This is a genomic window from Pseudomonas sp. Marseille-P9899 (assembly GCF_903166565.1).
Classification (GTDB): Bacteria; Pseudomonadota; Gammaproteobacteria; order Pseudomonadales; family Pseudomonadaceae; genus Aquipseudomonas; species Aquipseudomonas huaxiensis.
In genome coordinates this window covers 215,960-234,269 of sequence record NZ_CAESCG010000009.1, presented here as the reverse complement: position 1 = coordinate 234,269, position 18,310 = coordinate 215,960, and the positions used below count along the sequence as shown (strand labels likewise).

13 protein-coding genes are annotated in these 18,310 nt (G+C 62.2%); 9 read left to right on the top strand and 4 right to left on the bottom strand.

Translation table 11 applies throughout. The features are described 5' to 3' along the window. Positions 1-111: 111 nt before the first annotated feature. Together HWV67_RS29080 and HWV67_RS29075 are read left to right on the top strand one after the other, a co-directional pair. Positions 112-2,571, top strand: coding sequence for an EAL domain-containing protein (locus HWV67_RS29080; RefSeq protein ID WP_175653727.1), 2,460 nt, complete (start codon positions 112-114; stop codon positions 2,569-2,571). Positions 2,572-2,608: 37 nt separating this feature from the next. Further along, positions 2,609-3,403, top strand: a complete 795-nt coding sequence (locus HWV67_RS29075; protein WP_095155488.1) for a TenA family transcriptional regulator — start codon at positions 2,609-2,611, stop codon at positions 3,401-3,403. A gap of 3 nt (positions 3,404-3,406) precedes the next feature. Here the strand turns inward: HWV67_RS29075 and HWV67_RS29070 are convergent, their stop codons facing one another. The 4 genes from HWV67_RS29070 to HWV67_RS29055 form a co-directional block, all read right to left on the bottom strand. Next, the gene (locus HWV67_RS29070) at positions 3,407-4,147 is read right to left on the bottom strand and encodes a YciK family oxidoreductase (RefSeq protein ID WP_175653726.1); all 741 of its coding nucleotides are present in this window, start codon (positions 4,145-4,147) and stop codon (positions 3,407-3,409) included. Between the two features lie 79 nt (positions 4,148-4,226). Continuing rightward, the gene (mupP, locus tag HWV67_RS29065; RefSeq protein ID WP_095155490.1) at positions 4,227-4,898 is read right to left on the bottom strand and encodes an N-acetylmuramic acid 6-phosphate phosphatase MupP; all 672 of its coding nucleotides are present in this window, start codon (positions 4,896-4,898) and stop codon (positions 4,227-4,229) included. Positions 4,899-4,900: 2 nt separating this feature from the next. Then, on the bottom strand, positions 4,901-5,599 hold the full coding sequence (gene ubiG / locus HWV67_RS29060; RefSeq protein WP_110969232.1) for a bifunctional 2-polyprenyl-6-hydroxyphenol methylase/3-demethylubiquinol 3-O-methyltransferase UbiG: 699 nt from the start codon (positions 5,597-5,599) through the stop codon (positions 4,901-4,903). Between the two features lie 54 nt (positions 5,600-5,653). Next, positions 5,654-6,985, bottom strand: a complete 1,332-nt coding sequence (locus tag HWV67_RS29055) for a TRZ/ATZ family hydrolase (RefSeq protein WP_175653725.1) — start codon at positions 6,983-6,985, stop codon at positions 5,654-5,656. Between the two features lie 106 nt (positions 6,986-7,091). On the opposite strand from HWV67_RS29055, the gene mtnA reads away from it, so the two are divergent. The 7 genes from mtnA (at position 7,092) to rpsA (ending at position 18,099) form a co-directional block, all read left to right on the top strand. After that, on the top strand, positions 7,092-8,168 hold the full coding sequence (gene mtnA, locus HWV67_RS29050; protein WP_175653724.1) for an S-methyl-5-thioribose-1-phosphate isomerase: 1,077 nt from the start codon (positions 7,092-7,094) through the stop codon (positions 8,166-8,168). 261 nt (positions 8,169-8,429) lie between these two features. Further along, complete coding sequence (gene gyrA / locus HWV67_RS29045; protein WP_175653723.1) at positions 8,430-11,081, top strand: DNA gyrase subunit A; 2,652 nt, start codon at positions 8,430-8,432, stop codon at positions 11,079-11,081. Between the two features lie 75 nt (positions 11,082-11,156). Then, entirely contained in the window at positions 11,157-12,242 is a 1,086-nt protein-coding gene (serC, locus tag HWV67_RS29040; RefSeq protein ID WP_110969366.1) for a 3-phosphoserine/phosphohydroxythreonine transaminase, read from the top strand. Continuing rightward, a complete protein-coding gene (gene pheA, locus HWV67_RS29035) occupies positions 12,242-13,336 on the top strand; it encodes a prephenate dehydratase (RefSeq protein WP_095155495.1) in 1,095 nt (364 codons plus the stop codon). The genes serC and pheA overlap by 1 nt, the downstream gene beginning before the upstream one ends. A gap of 40 nt (positions 13,337-13,376) precedes the next feature. Further along, positions 13,377-15,617, top strand: a complete 2,241-nt coding sequence (locus HWV67_RS29030; RefSeq protein ID WP_175653722.1) for a bifunctional prephenate dehydrogenase/3-phosphoshikimate 1-carboxyvinyltransferase — start codon at positions 13,377-13,379, stop codon at positions 15,615-15,617. Beyond that, a complete protein-coding gene (cmk, locus tag HWV67_RS29025) occupies positions 15,614-16,303 on the top strand; it encodes a (d)CMP kinase (RefSeq protein WP_110969237.1) in 690 nt (229 codons plus the stop codon). The genes HWV67_RS29030 and cmk overlap by 4 nt, the downstream gene beginning before the upstream one ends. Before the next feature lie 122 nt (positions 16,304-16,425). Next, on the top strand, positions 16,426-18,099 hold the full coding sequence (gene rpsA, locus HWV67_RS29020) for a 30S ribosomal protein S1 (protein WP_095155498.1): 1,674 nt from the start codon (positions 16,426-16,428) through the stop codon (positions 18,097-18,099). Positions 18,100-18,310 lie beyond the last annotated feature (211 nt).

The following is an 18,310-nucleotide window of genomic DNA, read 5'->3' as shown; positions in this document are numbered from 1 at the left end:
CGACATCATGTAGCGCAGTGTCAGAAATCTCTTATTGCCATGAAGGCAAATGGCCTAGTCTGTGAAAACAACGGGGTGAGTCACGTCACCGGCTATGCCGCAAGGGACTTCATGAAGGGAAAACGGACGCTCGGAGCACCCAGGTTGCTGGGGCTCATCTGGCCATTTGTAGCCGTCGTGCTGTTCCAGGCACTGCTGGGCGGAATCAGCCTTTACGCGATGTCGGCCATGCGCGCGTACGTCGGCGGTGAAAGCCTCTGGTCCAAGGGCCAGAAAGACGCGATCTACTACCTGAGCCTGTACGTCGACAGCCGCGACGAAGAACACTTCCGCAAATACCAACAGGCCCTGGCCATCCCCCAGGGCAGCCATCGCCTGCGTCTGGCCCTTGACCTTCAGCCTCCTGACCTGGAAGCGGCGCGCCAGGGCATTCTCGCCGGCGGCAATCACCCGGACGACGTGCCGAGCATCATCTGGTTCTACCTCAACTTCCGTCATGTCAGTTACATGGACCAGGCCATCGGTCTGTGGCAGGTGGGCGACGGTTTCCTGGAAGAGCTCGATACCCTGGCCGCCGAAGTCCACCAGGGCATTGCCAGCAGCCGGGCCACGCCCCGCGACCTGGCGGACTGGAAGCGTCGCATCGTGCTGATCAACGAAGCCGTGACGCCCGCGGCCCGCGCCTTCAGCGACGCGCTGGGCGAAGGCTCGCGGATGCTGCTGCGCTTGTTGCTGGTGACCAACCTGGCCACCGCGCTGTTCCTGATCGCCCTGGCCTGGTTGCGCTCGAGCAAGTTGCTGGCCCAGCGCCAGGCCTTCGCCAGCGCCCTGCAGGTCGAGAAGGAGCGGGCGCAGATCACCCTGGCCTCGATTGGCGACGGGGTGATCACCACCGATGTCGAAGGCTGCATCGTCTACATGAACGCCGCCGCCGAGCACCTGACCCACTGGGACGCCTGCCACGCCCACGGACTGCCGCTCGCGGCGTTGTTCAGCGTGCTGGACGACAACGCCGAAAAGGACAACCTGACCCTCACCGAGCACATCCTCAGCGGCGCCCTGCGCGGGGGTAGCGAGCATATCCGCCTGATCCAGCGCCTGGACGGCAGCACGGTTTCTGTGGCGCTGGTCGGGGCGCCGATCATGAGCGAAGGGCGGGTCAGCGGCATCGTGCTGGTGCTGCATGACATGACCCAGGAGCGGCAGTACATCGCCAACCTGTCCTGGCAGGCGACCCACGACGCCTTGACCGGGTTGGCCAACCGTCGTGAGTTCGAATATCGCCTGGAGCAGGCGTTGACCGATCTGGCCCGTCAGGCCGGGCGGCATTCGCTGATGTTCCTCGACCTCGACCAGTTCAAGGTGGTCAACGACACCAGCGGTCATGCCGCTGGCGATGAGTTGCTGCGGCATATCTGCGCGGTGCTGCAATCGGTGCTGCGCGAGGGTGATGTGCTGGCGCGGCTGGGCGGCGACGAGTTCGGGGTGCTGCTGCAGAACTGCCCGCCCGAGCAGGCCGAACGGATTGCCGAGAACCTGCGCCAGGCGGTGCAGAGCCTGCACTTCGTGTGGAAGGGGCGGCCGTTCATGAATACCGTGAGCGTCGGCCTGGTGCACTTGAACCAGGCGCCGGACTCACTGGAGGCAGCGTTGCGGGCCGCCGACATGGCCTGCTACATGGCCAAGGAAAAAGGCCGCAACCGGGTCCAGCTCTACCATGCGGATGACACCGAGTTGTCGGTGCGCTTCGGCGAGATGGCCTGGATCCAGCGCCTGCACATCGCGCTGGAGGAAAACCGCTTCTGCCTGTACGCCCAGGAAATTGCCGCGCTCGCTCCTGGAGACCATGGCGGCGGACACCTTGAGATTCTTCTGCGTCTGCATGACGAAAGCGGGCTGATCATTCAGCCCGACAGTTTCATCCCGGCGGCCGAGCGCTTCGGCCTGATCACCGCGCTGGACCGCTGGGTGGTGCGCAGCGTCTTCACGATCATTCGCGAGTGCCTGGACGAAGGGCGGGAAGGTCCGTTGGCCATGTGTTCGATCAACCTTTCCGGCAACAGCATCGGCGACGACAAGTTTCTCGAATACCTGCATCGGCAGTTCAGTGACTACGCCATTCCGCCTGAATTGATCTGTTTCGAAATAACCGAAACCAGTGCGATTGCCAATCTTGGCAGCGCGATTCGTTTTATCAACGAATTGAAAGGGCTGGGCTGCAAATTCTCGCTGGACGACTTTTGCGCCGGAATGTCGTCGTTCGCGTATTTGAAACATTTGCCTGTAGACTTCCTGAAGATCGACGGAAGTTTCGTCAAGGATATGCTCGAAGATCCGGTCAACCGGGCGATGGTCGAAGTGATCAACCACATCGGCCACGTCATGGGCAAACGCACCGTCGCCGAGTTTGTCGAGACACCGTTGATCCAGCAGGCCTTGCAGGAAATCGGTGTCGACTACGCCCAGGGCTTCCTGATCGAGCGACCCCAAGTCTTTTCCTGTGCCAGCCTGCAGCGTCAGCGTGACGCCGCCAGGCCCTTGCTGTTCGGGTCGCCGGGGACGCTTCGCTGACGCTCACTTTCCAGATCACAAGGACAAGGAGCTGACAGTGACTGATGCGTTTATTCGGACAGGTCCATTGATGGACGCCGCAAGTTATCCCCTCTGGGCCCAGCGCCTGATCCAGGAATGCAGTGCCAGCAAGCGCAGGGTGGTGGAGCACGAGCTCTACCAGCGCATGCGCGACGGCCGCCTGGGCAGCGCGACCATGCACCAATACCTGATCGGGGGTTGGCCAGTGGTCGAGCAATTCTCCGTGTACATGGCCCACAACCTCACCAAGACCCGCTACGCCCGTCATCCTGGCGAAGACATGGCGCGGCGCTGGCTGATGCGCAACATCCGCGTCGAACTCAACCATGCCGATTACTGGGTGCACTGGTGCGAAGCCCATGGCGTGAGCCTTGACGACTTGCAGGCGCAGGATGTGCCAGCAGAGTTGCAGGCGCTCAGCGATTGGTGCTGGCACACCTGCACCGCGGATTCGCTGGTGGTGGCCATGGCGGCAACCAACTATGCGATCGAAGGGGCAGTGGGCGAGTGGTCGGCGGTGGTCTGTGCCACCGGAGCCTATGCCGAGGGTTTCCCCGAGGAAGGCCGCAAGCGCGCCATGAAATGGCTGAAGATGCATGCCCAGTACGACGATGCCCATCCGTGGGAAGCGTTGGAAATCATCTGCACCCTGGCGGGCAACAGCCCGGGCAAGGCGTTGCAGGTCGAGCTGAAACGAGCGATCTGCAAAAGCTACGACTATATGTACCTGTTCCTGGAGCGTTGCATGCAACTGGAACAGGCCGAGTCGCGCCAGGGCGTGCGCTTGCGCAGCGCCCTGGGGCAGGGTTGAGGCTTACTGGGCGTTGAACGCCTGACCGTTGACCCCGGTGCTGTCCGGGCCCATCAGGTAGAGGTAGACCGGCATGATGGCCTCGGGCAGCGGATTGTCCTGCGGGTTTTCGGCCGGGTACGCCTGGGCACGCATGCTGGTGCGGGTGGCGCCCGGATTCACGCTGTTGGACCGCACCGGGGCGACGCCCTCCAGTTCGTCCGCCAGGGTCTGCATCAGGCCCTCGGTGGCGAACTTCGATACGCCATAGGCGCCCCAGTAGGCGCGGCCCTTGCGGCCGACGCTGCTGGAGGTGAACACCACCGACGCATCTTCCGACAGCTTCAGCAGCGGCAGCAGGGTCTGGGTCAGCATGAACATCGCGTTGACGTTGATGTGCATGACGCGCATGAAGTTATCGCCGGACAACTGCTCCAGCGGCGTACGCGGGCCAATGATCGACGCGTTGTGCAGCAGCCCGTCGATACGGCCGAAAGCGTTCTCGATCATCACCGCCAGCTCGTCGTACTGATGCGGCAGGGCGGTTTCCAGGTTGAACGGGATAACCACCGGTTGTGGATGGCCGGCGGCTTCGATTTCGTCGTAGACCGCGCTCAGGTTGGCTTCGGTCTTGCCCAGCAACAGCACGGTGGCGCCATGGGCAGCAAAGGCCTTGGCTGCAGCCGCGCCGATCCCGCGACCGGCGCCGGTGACCATGATGACCCGGCCGTTGAGCAGGTCAGGGCGAGCGGAATAGTCGAACATGAGGAATGCCTCGAAAGAATGGCTTCAATCGCCAACAGGCCGGCGTCGCGGCCGGCCTGCCTGGCGGATGGATGCGGGGTCAGCAGCTGCAAAGGGCGCTGTCGAGCACCTTGCGCAGTTCCAGGGGATGGTCGACCACCACATCCGCGCCCCAGTTGTTGGGGTTGTCCTCTGGATGAATATAGCCGTAGCGCACTGCGGCGGTACGGGTGCCGGCATCGCGGCCGGACTCGATGTCGCGCAGGTCGTCGCCAACGAACAGCACACTGGCCGGGTCCAGGTCGAGGGTCTTGCAGGCGAGGATCAGCGGCTCGGGGTCGGGCTTGCTGTTCTTCACGTGATCCGGGCAGATCAGCAGGGACGAACGCTCGGCCAGGCCCAGGCGCTGCATGATCGGTTCGGCGAAGCGCACAGGCTTGTTGGTGACCACGCCCCACAGCAGGTTGCCGCGCTCGATGTCGGCAAGCAACTCGGCCATGCCGTCGAACAGTTTGCTGTGCACCGCGCAGTCGCGCTGGTAACGCTCGAGGAATTCCAGGCGCAGGGCTTCGAATTCAGCCGCCTCGGGGTCCATGTCGAACGTCGCCGCGACCATTGCCCGGGCACCGCCGGAAATCACGTCGCGGATCCGCTTGTCGTCGATCGCCGGCAGGCCGCGCTCGGCGAGCATCGCCTGGCAGATGGCGATGAAATCCGGCGCCGTGTCGAGCAGGGTGCCGTCCATGTCGAAAAGTACTGCTCGCAAACGCATGCTCATTCCTCGCGAAGTGTCTGGATCATGTAGTTGACGTCGACGTCGGCGGCCAGCTTGTAGTGCTTGGTCAGCGGGTTGTAGGTCAGGCCGATGATGTCCTTGACGCTCAGGCCCGCAGCGCGGCTCCAGGCACCCAGCTCGGAAGGGCGGATGAATTTCTTGAAGTCATGGGTGCCGCGCGGCAGCAGCTTCATGATGTATTCGGCGCCGATGATGGCGAACAGATAGGCCTTCGGGTTGCGGTTGATGGTGGAGAAGAATACCTGGCCGCCGGGCTTGACCATCTTGAAGCAGGCGCGGATCACCGAGGACGGGTCCGGCACGTGCTCCAGCATTTCCAGGCAGGTGACCACGTCGAACTGCTCGGGCATCTCTTCGGCCAGGGCCTCGGCGGTGGACTGCCGGTACTCGACGTTCACCCCGGACTCCAGCTGATGCAGTTGCGCCACTGCCAGCGGCGCTTCACCCATGTCGATGCCGGTCACCGTGGCGCCGCGCAGGGCCATGGCCTCGCTGAGGATGCCGCCGCCGCAACCGACGTCCAGCACCTTCTTGCCGGCGAGCTTGACTCGCTCATCGATCCAGTTGACCCGCAGCGGGTTGATGTCGTGCAGCGGTTTGAACTCGCTCTCGCGGTCCCACCAGCGATGGGCCAGGGCCTCGAACTTGGCGATTTCGGCGTGGTCGACGTTGCTCATGGAACAGTCCTCTAAAGCTGTGAAAATTCGGTGCGGCAGCCTGGCTGCCGGCAATCATTCGGTGTGGCCGGCAATCCGCTGGCCCCAGGCGACGGCGGTGGCGTGCAGGGCCTGCTCGTCCATCCGGGTCAGTCGGCCGTCTTCCAGCAGCGCCTTGCCGGCGACCCAGACGTGCTTCACGCAGTCGCGGCCGCTGGCATAGATCAGTTGCGATACCGGGTCGTAAATCGGTTGTTGCGCCAGGCCGGAAAGGTCGAAGGCCACCAGGTCGGCAGCCTTGCCGATTTCCAGGGAGCCGGTGACGCTGTCCAGGCCAAGGGCGCGGGCGCCATTGAGGGTCGCCATGCGCAGGGCGCGGTGGACATCCAGCGCGCTCGCCGAACCGGCCACGGCCTTGGCCAGCAGGGCGGCGGTGCGCGTTTCGCCAAGCAGATCAAGGTCGTTGTTGCTGGCGGCGCCGTCGGTGCCGATGGCGACATTTACCCCCGCCTGCCACAGCCGTTCGACCGGGCAGAAGCCGCTGGCCAGCTTGAGATTGGATTCCGGGCAGTGCACCACGCTGGTGTTGCTTTCTACCAGCAAAGCCAGGTCTTCATCGCTGACCTGGGTCATGTGCACCGCCTGCAGGCTCGGGCCGAGCAGGCCAAGGCGGGCCAGCCGGGTCAGTGGCCGCTCGCCGCGCTGTTCCAGCGATTGCTGGACTTCGCCGGCGGTCTCATGGATGTGCATCTGGATCGGCGCGTCCAGCTCTTCGGCGACCACCCGGACCTTTTCCAGGTTGTCGTCATTCACCGTGTAGGGCGCGTGAGGGCCGAAGGCGATGCTGATGCGCGGGTGGTGGCGCAGGTCGCCGAACAGCTCGACGCCCAGGTTCAGGCCTTCGTCGAAACTGCGCGCGCCAGGGATCGGGAAATCCAGCAGCGGAATGGCGATCTGCGCACGAATGCCACTCTCGTGCACGCATTCGCTGGCGATCTTCGGGTAAAAGTACATGTCGCTGAAGCAGGTGATGCCGCCCTTGAGCTGTTCGGCGATGGCCAGGTCGGTGCCGTCGCGAACGAAGGCCTCATCGACCCAGCGACCCTCGGCGGGCCAGATATGGTCTTGCAGCCAGGTCATCAGGGGCAGGTCGTCGGCCATGCCGCGGAACAGCGTCATCGCCGCGTGGCCGTGGGCGTTGATCAGCCCGGGAGCCAGCAGGCAGCCCGGCAGCTCGCGGACTTCGTCGGCCTTGAAGCGCCCAAGCTCGGTACGCGGGCCGATGAAGGCGATCAGGCCGTCGCGGATACCCAGCGCATACTCCTTGAACACCACTCCGGCCGGTTCGACGGGCACCAGCCAGGTTGGCAGGAGCAGCAGGTCGAGAGGGGCGGGCGGCTTGGGCATGGGGCGGGTTTCCAGGGTTCTGGGGTGGTGGCGAAGTATACCCGAGCGTCCGCGCTTGGGGCTCGTTATAATCGCCGGTTTTTGATGTCCGAATGACGGGGTGAGCATGCGCGATCGACTTCTGGCTGCAGAGAAAGTAAGGGCCATCGATTGGCGGGATGGCGCCTTGCACTTGCTCGACCAGCGCGCGCTGCCGTTCGAGGAAACCTGGCTGAGCTACACCGATGCGGCTGGCGTGGCTGAAGCGATTCGCTCCATGGTGGTGCGCGGAGCCCCGGCCATCGGCATCAGCGCCGCTTATGGGCTGTTGCTGGGGCTGCGTCAGCGCCTGGCTGCCGGCGGCGATTGGCGTGCCGCGCTGGAGGCGGATTTCACCGTGTTGGGTGAGTCTCGACCTACTGGCGGCAACCTGGCCTGGGCGCTGAGCCGCATGCGCGATCGCCTGCAGCGTCTCAAGGACGGCGACGATCCGTCGCAGGTGCTGGAAGCCGAGGCGCTGGCCATTCATGAAAGCGACCGCGAAGCCAACCTGAACATGGCCCAGTTGGGCATGGAGCTGATCCGCAAGTACCAGGGCAGCGAGCAGGCCGTGCTGACCCACTGCAACACCGGCGCACTGGCGACCGGCGGTTTCGGTACGGCGCTCGGGGTGATTCGCGGCGCCTGGCTCGACGGCATGATCGAACATGTCTACGTCGGTGAAACCCGGCCCTGGCTGCAAGGCACCCGCCTGACGGCCTGGGAGCTGGCCAACGAAGGCATCCCCGTCACCATCAATGCCGACTCGGCGGCGGCGCACTTGATGAAGACCAAGGGCATTACCTGGGTGATCGTCGGCGCTGACCGGATCGCCGCCAACGGCGACGTGGCGAACAAGATCGGCACCTACCAACTGGCGGTCAACGCCATGCACCACGGCGTGCGGTTCATGGTGGTGGCGCCGAGTTCGACCATCGACCTCGCGCTGGCCAGCGGCGACGAGATCCCGCTGGAAGAACGCGACGGCGCCGAGTTGCTGGAAGTTGCCGGTCATCGGATCGGGCCGGATGTCGACGCCTTCAACCCGGTGTTCGATGTGACCCCTGCGGACCTGATTGACGTGATCGTGACCGAGAAGGGTATCGTCGAGCGTCCCGATACCGCCAAGCTGGCCCAGTTGATGTGTCGCAAACGCCTGCACTGATCCTCCTTGTGCGGGTGGTGGTCGGGACGTTTTCCTTCAAGCCGGGCGGCGCTTTGCCATACTCCCATGCCCCCGGCGACTGTGGTAACATCCGGCGGTTTCCAAGACCGCCCACAGGGGCCGTCTTTACTACGCAGATCCATGCTTTAACTCGTTGATTTGTCGTAAGTCGTTGCGGAGGAACTCCTCCGTGGCGGCGAGCTTCGTTTCTCCCCATATGGATGTGACGAAGTTTCACCAGAAAAAGGAATCAGGCTTCTCATGGGCGAACTGGCCAAAGAAATCCTCCCGGTCAATATCGAAGACGAACTGAGACAGTCCTACCTCGACTACGCGATGAGCGTCATTGTCGGGCGTGCACTGCCCGATGCGCGTGATGGCTTGAAGCCCGTGCATCGCCGCGTTCTGTTTGCGATGAGTGAACTGGGTAACGACTGGAACAAACCGTACAAGAAATCCGCCCGTGTGGTCGGTGATGTCATCGGTAAGTACCACCCGCACGGTGACACGGCCGTGTACGACACCATCGTACGTATGGCCCAGCCTTTCTCCCTGCGTTACCTGCTGGTCGACGGTCAGGGCAACTTCGGTTCGGTCGACGGCGACAACGCCGCGGCGATGCGTTACACCGAAGTGCGCATGACCAAGCTGGCCCACGAGCTGCTGGCCGACCTGCACAAGGAAACCGTGGACTGGGTGCCGAACTACGACGGCACCGAGCTGATTCCGGCGGTCATGCCGACCCGGATTCCCAACCTGCTGGTCAACGGTTCCAGCGGTATCGCCGTGGGCATGGCCACCAACATCCCGCCGCACCACCTCGGTGAGGTCATCGATGGCTGCCTGGCGCTGATCGACAACCCGGAAATCACCATCGATGAGCTGATGCAGTTCATCCCGGGCCCAGACTTCCCGACCGCCGCCATCATCAACGGTCGCCAGGGCATCATCGAGGCCTACCGTACCGGTCGCGGCCGCATCTACATGCGCGCTCGCTCCACCATCGAAGACATCGACAAGGTCGGTGGCCGCCAGCAGATCGTGGTTACCGAGCTGCCTTACCAGTTGAACAAGGCACGTCTGATCGAAAAGATCGCCGAACTGGTCAAGGAAAAGAAACTCGAAGGCATCACCGAACTGCGCGACGAGTCCGACAAGGACGGTATGCGCATCGTGATCGAGCTGCGTCGTGGCGAGGTTCCGGAGGTCATCCTCAACAACCTCTACGCCCAGACCCAGCTGCAAAGCGTATTCGGCATCAACATCGTCGCCCTGATCGACGGCCGTCCGCGCCTGCTCAACCTCAAGGACCTGCTCGAAGCTTTCGTCCGTCACCGCCGCGAAGTGGTGACCCGTCGTACCGTGTTCGAGCTGCGCAAGGCGCGTGAGCGCGGGCACATCCTTGAAGGCCAGGCGGTCGCGCTGTCCAATATCGACCCGGTCATCGCCCTGATCAAGGCTTCGCCAACGCCTTCCGAGGCCAAGGAAGCGCTGATCAGCACGCCATGGGAATCCAGTGCCGTGCAGGTCATGGTCGAGCGCGCTGGCGCCGACTCCTGCCGTCCCGAGACCCTCGATGCACAGTTCGGTCTGCGCGACGGCAAGTACTTCCTGTCGCCAGAACAGGCCCAGGCCATTCTCGACCTGCGTCTGCACCGCCTCACCGGCCTGGAGCACGAGAAGCTGCTGGCCGAGTACCAGGAAATCCTCAACCAGATCGGCGAACTGATCCGCATCCTCAGCAGCGCCGAGCGCCTGATGGAGGTGATCCGCGAAGAGCTGGAACTGATCCGTGCCGAATATGGCGATGTGCGCCGCACCGAAATCCTCGATGCCCGCCTGGACCTGACCCTCGGCGACATGATCCCGGAAGAAGAGCGCGTGGTGACCATCTCCCACAGCGGCTACGCCAAGACCCAGCCGCTGGCTGCCTACCAGGCGCAGCGTCGTGGTGGTAAAGGCAAGTCGGCTACCGGCGTCAAGGACGAGGACTACATTTCCCACCTGCTGGTTGCCAACAGCCACACCACGCTGCTGCTGTTCTCCAGCAAGGGCAAGGTGTACTGGCTCAAGACCTACGAGATTCCCGAAGCCTCCCGCGCCGCTCGCGGCCGGCCGCTGGTGAACCTGCTGCCGCTGGGCGAGGGCGAGCACATCACCACCATGCTGCCCGTGGAGGAATACACCGAGGGTCACTACATCTTCATGGCTACCGCCAACGGCACCGTGAAGAAGACCCCGCTTGAGCAGTTCAGCCGTCAGCGCAGCGTCGGTCTGATCGCTCTGGAGCTGGACGAAGGCGACATCCTGATTTCTGCCGCGATCACCGATGGCGAGCGTGAGGTCATGCTGTTCTCCGACGCCGGCAAGGTGACCCGCTTCAAGGAATCCGATGTCCGTGCCATGGGCCGTACCGCCCGCGGTGTTCGCGGCATGCGCCTGAACGAAGGCCAGAAACTGATCTCGATGATCATTCCGGAAGAAGGCAGCCAGATCCTGACCGCCTCCGAGCGCGGCTTCGGCAAGCGCACCGCGATCGGCGAGTTCCCCGAGTACAAACGTGGCGGCCAGGGCGTGATCGCCATGGTCAGCAACGAGCGTAACGGCCGTCTGGTCGGCGCGGTGCAGGTGCAGGAAGGCGAGGAAATCATGCTGATTTCCGACCAGGGCACCCTGGTACGTACGCGGGTAGGTGAAGTGTCGAGCCTGGGTCGTAACACCCAGGGCGTGACGCTCATCAAGCTGGCCAGCGACGAGACCCTGGTAGGTCTGGAGCGGGTTCAGGAGCCGTCCGAGGACGATGATGAGCTGGCAATCGACGCCGAAGCGGATGTCGATGGCGAGGCGGATATCGACGCCCCCGACGGGCAGCAGCGGGATGCCGCCGCTGACGAAGAGGCGCCACAGGACTGAGTTGTAGACGCGTAACCTTAAGGAAGCGGGGCAAGGCCCCGCTTCCTCGTTATCTTGAGCAGAGCGAGAGTGGATGTGAGCAAACGAGCCTTTAACTTCTGCGCAGGCCCCGCTGCGCTCCCTGATGCTGTTCTGCAGCGCGCCCAGGCCGAAATGCTGGACTGGAACGGCAAAGGCCTGTCCGTGATGGAAATGAGCCATCGTAGCGACGACTACGTGGCCATCGCCGAAAAGGCCGAGCAGGACCTGCGTGACCTGCTGACCATCCCCTCCAACTACAAGGTGCTGTTCCTCCAGGGCGGTGCCAGCCAGCAGTTCGCCGAGATTCCGCTGAACCTGTTGCCCGAGAACGGCACTGCCGACTACGTGGAAACCGGTATCTGGTCGAAGAAGGCCATCGAGGAAGCGCGTCGCTTCGGCAACGTCAATGTCGCCGCCTCGGCCAAGCCCTACGACTACCTGAACATCCCTGGCCAGAACGAGTGGACGCTGACCCCAGGCGCTGCGTACCTGCACTACGCCTCCAATGAAACCATCGGTGGCCTGCAGTTCGACTGGGTTCCGCAAGCCGGTGACGTTCCGCTGGTGGTCGACATGTCTTCGGACATCCTTTCCCGTGGTATCGATGTTTCGCAGTTCGGCATGATCTACGCCGGTGCGCAGAAGAACATCGGTCCTAGTGGCCTGGTAGTCGTGATCGTGCGTGAAGACCTGCTGGGTCGCGCGCGCAGCGCCTGCCCAACCATGCTCGACTACAAAGTCGCGGCCGATAACGGCTCGATGTACAACACGCCTGCAACCTACTCCTGGTATCTCTCCGGCCTGGTCTTCGAGTGGCTGAAAGAGCAGGGCGGCGTCGCGGCGATGGAGCAGCGCAACCGGGCTAAGAAAGATCGCCTGTACGGCTTCATCGACAAGAGCGATTTCTACACCAACCCGATCAGCCTGAACGCCCGCTCGTGGATGAACGTGCCGTTCCGCCTGGCGGACGAGCGCCTGGACAAGGCCTTCCTTGCCGGTGCCGACGAGCGCGGCCTGCTCAACCTCAAGGGTCACCGCTCCGTGGGTGGCATGCGCGCTTCGATCTACAACGCCCTGGGGCTGGAAGCGGTAGAAGCGTTGGTCGCCTACATGGCTGAATTCGAGAAGGAACATTCCTGATGTCGGAACAGGAACTCAAGGCGCTGCGGGTGCGCATTGACAGCCTCGACGAGAAAATCCTCGAACTGATCAGTGATCGTGCCCGTTGTGCGCAAGAAGTCGCACGGGTCAAGATGGGTTCCCTGGCTGAAGGCGAGGTGCCGGTATTCTACCGGCCCGAGCGCGAGGCGCAGGTGCTCAAGCGCGTCATGGATCGCAACCCGGGGCCGTTGGGCAATGAAGAAATGGCCCGCCTGTTCCGCGAAATCATGTCCTCTTGCCTGGCGCTGGAGCAGCCGCTGAAAGTCGCTTATCTCGGCCCTGAGGGTACGTTCACCCAGGCCGCTGCGATGAAGCATTTCGGTCACGCGGTGATCAGCAAGCCAATGGCGGCGATCGATGAAGTGTTCCGTGAAGTTGCCGCCGGCGCGGTGAACTTCGGCGTGGTGCCGGTGGAAAACTCCACCGAAGGTGCGGTCAACCACACCCTCGACAGCTTCCTCGAGCACGACATGGTTATCTGTGGCGAAGTCGAATTGCGTATTCACCACCACCTGCTGGTGGGCGAGAACACCAAGACCGACAGCATCAGCCGCATCTATTCCCACGCTCAGTCGCTGGCCCAGTGCCGCAAGTGGCTCGACGCTCACTACCCGAACGTCGAGCGCGTCGCGGTATCGAGCAATGCCGAGGCTGCCAAGCGGGTCAAGGGTGAGTGGAATTCTGCCGCCATCGCCGGTGACATGGCCGCCGGCCTGTATGGCCTGACGCGCCTGGCCGAGAAAATCGAGGACCGTCCGGACAACTCCACCCGGTTCCTGATGATTGGCAGCCAGGAAGTGCCGCCGACTGGCGACGACAAGACCTCGATCATCGTTTCCATGAGCAACAAGCCGGGCGCCCTGCACGAACTGTTGGTGCCGTTCCATGAAAACGGTATCGACCTGACGCGCATCGAGACGCGTCCGTCCCGCAGCGGTAAATGGACCTACGTCTTCTTCATTGATTTCGTTGGTCATCATCGCGATCCGCTGATCAAGGCCGTGCTGGAGAAGATCAGTCAGGAGGCGGTGGCCCTGAAAGTGCTGGGCTCGTACCCGAAAGCAGTACTCTGAGGCGCGTTAATGCATGATGTTTTGAACAGGGTCCTGCGCCGTGATTGAAGTTGAAACGCAACAGGGCGGGCCACTCGTCGGCCGCCTGGTGGTCGTGGGCCTGGGGCTGATTGGCGGATCTTTCGCCAAGGGCCTGCGCGAAAGCGGTCTGTGCCGCGAGGTGGTCGGTGTCGACCTGGATCCGCAATCGCGCAAGCTGGCGGTTGAGCTGGGTGTGGTTGACCGCTGCGAGGAAGACCTCGAGGCTGCCTGCGTCGGTGCCGACGTCATCCAGTTGGCAGTCCCGATTCTTGCCATGGAAAAGCTTCTGGCACGTTTGGCCGGGATGGACCTTGGGTCGGCCGTGCTGACCGATGTGGGCAGCGCCAAGGGCAATGTCGTGCGCGCGGCGCGCGAGGCGATGGCCGGTCGTTTGTCGCGGTTCGTGCCGGGCCACCCGATTGCCGGGTCCGAGCAGAGCGGGGTGGAAGCTTCCAATTCCACGCTGTTCCGCCGTCACAAGGTCATCCTCACGCCGCTGGCGGAAACCGATCCGCTCGCACTTGCCGTGGTTGACCGGCTGTGGCGCGCATTGGAGGCCGATGTCGAGCACATGCAGGTCGAGCGGCACGACGAAGTGCTTGCCGCCACCAGTCACTTGCCGCATCTGCTGGCCTTCGGCCTGGTCGATTCCTTGGCCAAGCGCAATGAAAACCTGGATATCTTCCGTTACGCTGCCGGTGGTTTCCGCGATTTCACGAGAATCGCGGGAAGCGACCCGGTCATGTGGCACGACATCTTCCTCGCCAATCGCGAGGCTGTTCTGCGCACACTGGATACATTTCGCAGCGATCTCGACGCTTTGCGCGACGCGGTCGATGCAGGGGATGGGCACCAGTTGTTGGGCGTATTCACGCGCGCCCGGGTTGCCCGCGAGCATTTCAGTAAAATCCTGGCCCGTCGGGCCTATGTGGACGCTATGAATTCCAACGACCTGATTTTCCTGGCACAACCTGGCGGCCGCCTGTCCGGGCGCATTCGCGTCCCAGGCGACAAATCGATTTCCCATCGCTCGATCATGCTCGGCTCCCTGGCGGAGGGCACCACCGAGGTGGAAGGCTTCCTCGAAGGTGAAGATGCCCTGGCGACGCTGCAGGCTTTCCGCGACATGGGCGTGGTGATCGAAGGTCCGCACCACGGTCGCGTCACGATTCACGGCGTGGGCCTCAATGGCCTCAAGCCGCCGCCTGGCCCGATCTACCTGGGTAACTCCGGCACCTCGATGCGTTTGCTGTCTGGTCTGTTGGCCGCGCAGAAGTTCGACACCGTGCTGACCGGCGATGCCTCGCTGTCCAAGCGTCCGATGAACCGTGTGGCCAACCCACTGCGGGAAATGGGCGCGGTGATCGAGACCGCAGCCGAAGGCCGTCCGCCGATGACTATTCGTGGCGGTCACACGCTCAAGGCGCTGACCTACACCCTGCCGATGGCCAGTGCCCAGGTGAAATCCTGTCTGCTGTTGGCCGGCCTGTATGCCGAAGGCAAGACCACGGTCACCGAGCCTGCGCCGACCCGCGATCACACCGAACGCATGCTGCGTGGCTTCGGCTATGAAGTGAATGTTGATGGGCCGACTGCGTCGCTGGTGTCTGGCGGCAAATTGACCGCAACGCATATCGAAGTGCCGGCAGATATCTCCTCGGCGGCCTTCTTCCTGGTCGCGGCGTCGATTGCCGAGGGCTCGGAGCTGGTGCTGGAGCATGTCGGCATCAACCCGACCCGTACCGGCGTAATCGACATCCTGCGTCTGATGGGTGGCGACATCACCCTCGAGAACCAGCGTGAAGTGGGTGGCGAGCCGGTTGCTGATCTGCGTGTTCGCGGTGCGAAACTCAAGGGTATCGATATCCCTGAGGACCTGGTGCCGCTGGCCATCGATGAGTTCCCGGTGCTGTTCGTCGCTGCCGCCTGCGCCGAAGGGCGTACCGTGCTGCGCGGTGCTGAAGAGTTGCGGGTCAAGGAATCCGACCGGATCCAGGTCATGGCTGACGGCCTGTTGGCCCTGGGCGTGAAATGCGAGCCGACTGCGGACGGCATTATCATCGACGGCGGCCAGATTGGTGGCGGTGAAGTGCATGGTCACGGCGACCACCGTATTTCCATGGCCTTCAGCGTGGCTTCGTTGCGTGCCAGTGCGCCGATTCGTATCCACGATTGCGCCAACGTCGCTACCTCTTTCCCTAACTTCCTCGCACTTTGTGCGCAAGTGGGTATTCGCGTGGCTGAAGAGGGCAAGTCGTGAGCACGCACGCACCGGTCATCACCATTGACGGACCGAGCGGCTCGGGTAAGGGCACGATCGCTGGCCTGCTGGCCCGGCGCCTGGGCTGGAACCTGCTCGATTCCGGGGCCCTGTATCGCTTGCTGGCCTTTGCCGCGGGTAATCATGGCGTCGATCTGACCAACGAAGAACTGCTGAAGGCGCTCGCCGCTCATCTGGATGTGCAGTTCTTGGCTGCGGAAGAAGGGCAGTTGCAGCGGATCATTCTCGAAGGCGACGACGTCACCAATGACATCCGCAATGAGACGATCGGCGCCGGGGCGTCGCAGGTAGCCGCGCTGCCAGCGGTACGTGAAGCGCTGCTGCAGCGCCAGCGAGCCTTCCGTGAGATGCCGGGCCTGATTGCCGATGGTCGGGATATGGGAACGGTGGTCTTTCCGGACGCACCGCTCAAGATTTTTCTGACAGCCAGCGCTGAAGAGCGAGCGCGTCGCCGTTACCTCCAGTTGAAGGCAAAAGGCGATGATGTTAGTCTGTCGAGTCTGCTAGATGAGATACGTGCGCGCGATGAGCGTGACACCCAGCGTTCGGTGGCTCCGCTCAAGCCCGCCGCCGACGCGATTCAGCTGGATTCCACTGAATTGTCCATCGAGCAGGTGCTGGAACGCATCTTGAGTGAAGTCGCGCTGCGCGACATCACCGGATGACCAGGGAGGCTGCAGGATCACCCAGTCAACGTCCTGCAGACGACCCTTACTATGAACGAAACCCACATTGTCTGGAATGTGGCTGATGGGCGGATTTATCGCCCGAATCTACAGGAATTAAAATGAGCGAAAGCTTTGCAGAACTCTTTGAAGAAAGCCTGAAAACCCTCAACCTTCAACCAGGTGCGATCATCACCGGTATCGTTGTCGATATCGACGGTGACTGGGTTACTGTCCACGCTGGTCTGAAGTCCGAGGGCGTCATCCCGCTCGAGCAGTTCTACAACGAAGCTGGCGAGCTGACCATCAAGGTCGGTGACGAAGTTCACGTTGCGCTGGACGCGGTGGAAGACGGCTTTGGCGAAACCAAACTGTCCCGTGAAAAAGCCAAGCGCGCCGAGTGCTGGATTGTTCTGGAAGCAGCTTTCGCCGCCGAAGAAGTGGTCAAGGGCGTTATCAACGGTAAGGTTAAAGGCGGCTTCACTGTCGACGTTAACGGTATCCGTGCGTTCCTGCCGGGCTCCCTGGTTGATGTCCGCCCAGTGCGCGACACCACCCACCTCGAAGGCAAAGAGCTGGAATTCAAGGTCATCAAGCTGGACCAGAAGCGCAACAACGTTGTGGTTTCCCGTCGCAGTGTCCTGGAAGCCGAAAACAGCGCCGAGCGCGAAGCTCTGCTGGAATCGCTGCAGGAAGGCCAGCAAGTCAAAGGTATCGTCAAGAACCTCACCGACTACGGCGCATTCGTGGATCTGGGCGGCGTCGATGGCCTGTTGCACATCACCGACATGGCCTGGAAGCGTATCAAGCATCCGTCGGAAATCGTCAACGTTGGCGACGAGATCGATGTCAAGGTTCTGAAATACGATCGCGAGCGTAACCGCGTATCCCTGGGCCTGAAGCAACTGGGCGAAGACCCATGGGTTGCTATCAAGGCGCGTTACCCAGAGAGCACCCGCGTTATGGCGCGCGTTACCAACCTGACCGACTACGGCTGCTTCGCTGAGCTGGAAGAAGGCGTTGAAGGTCTGGTACACGTTTCCGAAATGGACTGGACCAACAAGAACATCCACCCGTCGAAAGTCGTTCAGGTTGGCGACGAAGTGGAAGTCATGGTTCTGGACATCGACGAAGAGCGTCGTCGTATCTCCCTGGGCATCAAACAGTGCAAGTCGAACCCATGGGAAGACTTCTCTGGCCAGTTCAACAAGGGCGACAAGATCTCCGGCACCATCAAGTCGATCACCGATTTCGGTATCTTCATTGGTCTGGACGGCGGCATCGACGGTCTGGTTCACCTGTCGGACATCTCCTGGAACGAAGTCGGCGAAGAAGCCGTACGTCGCTTCAAGAAGGGCGACGAGCTGGAAACCGTCATCCTGTCGGTTGACCCAGAGCGCGAGCGCATCTCCCTGGGCATCAAGCAGCTGGAAGACGATCCGTTCTCCAACTACGTTGCTGTCAACGACAAGGGCGCTATCGTCAAGGGCACTGTGAAAGAAGTTGACGCCAAAGGCGCCATCATCACTCTGGCCGACGATATCGAAGCTACTCTGAAAGCTTCCGAAATCAGCCGTGATCGCGTTGAAGACGCGCGTAACGTCCTGAAGGAAGGCGAAGAGATCGAAGCCAAGATCATCAGCGTTGACCGCAAGAGCCGCGTAATCAACCTCTCCATCAAGTCGAAAGACGTTGAAGAAGAGAAAGAGGCTATCCAGCAAATCGCCAAGGCTCCAGAAGCCGCTGGCGCTACCCTGGGTGACCTGCTGCGCGCGGAAATGGCCAAACAGAACTAAGTTCTGCTTGATCAAAAAAAGGCGACTTCGGTCGCCTTTTTTTATGCCTGCTATTTCAGTTGTTTAACCGCGACAGCCTGTAGATATGGGGCTTTCAGCGCGAAGCGGCATCATCCAATTCTGGATTTTTTTCTTAAGTCAATAACCGGACTGTTCAAATTCATCAGCCCATGCTAAAACCAATGGAGGCAATGACCTAGCTGCTTGATAC

Coding starts and splice junctions, on each gene's coding strand:
- HWV67_RS29080 (WP_175653727.1), top strand. CDS start 112: ATGAAGGGAAAACGGACGCTCGGAGCACCCAGGTTGCTGGGGCTCATC.
- HWV67_RS29070 (WP_175653726.1), bottom strand. CDS start 4,147: ATGTTCGACTATTCCGCTCGCCCTGACCTGCTCAACGGCCGGGTCATC.
- mupP (WP_095155490.1), bottom strand. CDS start 4,898: ATGCGTTTGCGAGCAGTACTTTTCGACATGGACGGCACCCTGCTCGAC.
- ubiG (WP_110969232.1), bottom strand. CDS start 5,599: ATGAGCAACGTCGACCACGCCGAAATCGCCAAGTTCGAGGCCCTGGCC.
- HWV67_RS29055 (WP_175653725.1), bottom strand. CDS start 6,985: ATGCCCAAGCCGCCCGCCCCTCTCGACCTGCTGCTCCTGCCAACCTGG.
- mtnA (WP_175653724.1), top strand. CDS start 7,092: ATGCGCGATCGACTTCTGGCTGCAGAGAAAGTAAGGGCCATCGATTGG.
- gyrA (WP_175653723.1), top strand. CDS start 8,430: ATGGGCGAACTGGCCAAAGAAATCCTCCCGGTCAATATCGAAGACGAA.
- pheA (WP_095155495.1), top strand. CDS start 12,242: ATGTCGGAACAGGAACTCAAGGCGCTGCGGGTGCGCATTGACAGCCTC.
- rpsA (WP_095155498.1), top strand. CDS start 16,426: ATGAGCGAAAGCTTTGCAGAACTCTTTGAAGAAAGCCTGAAAACCCTC.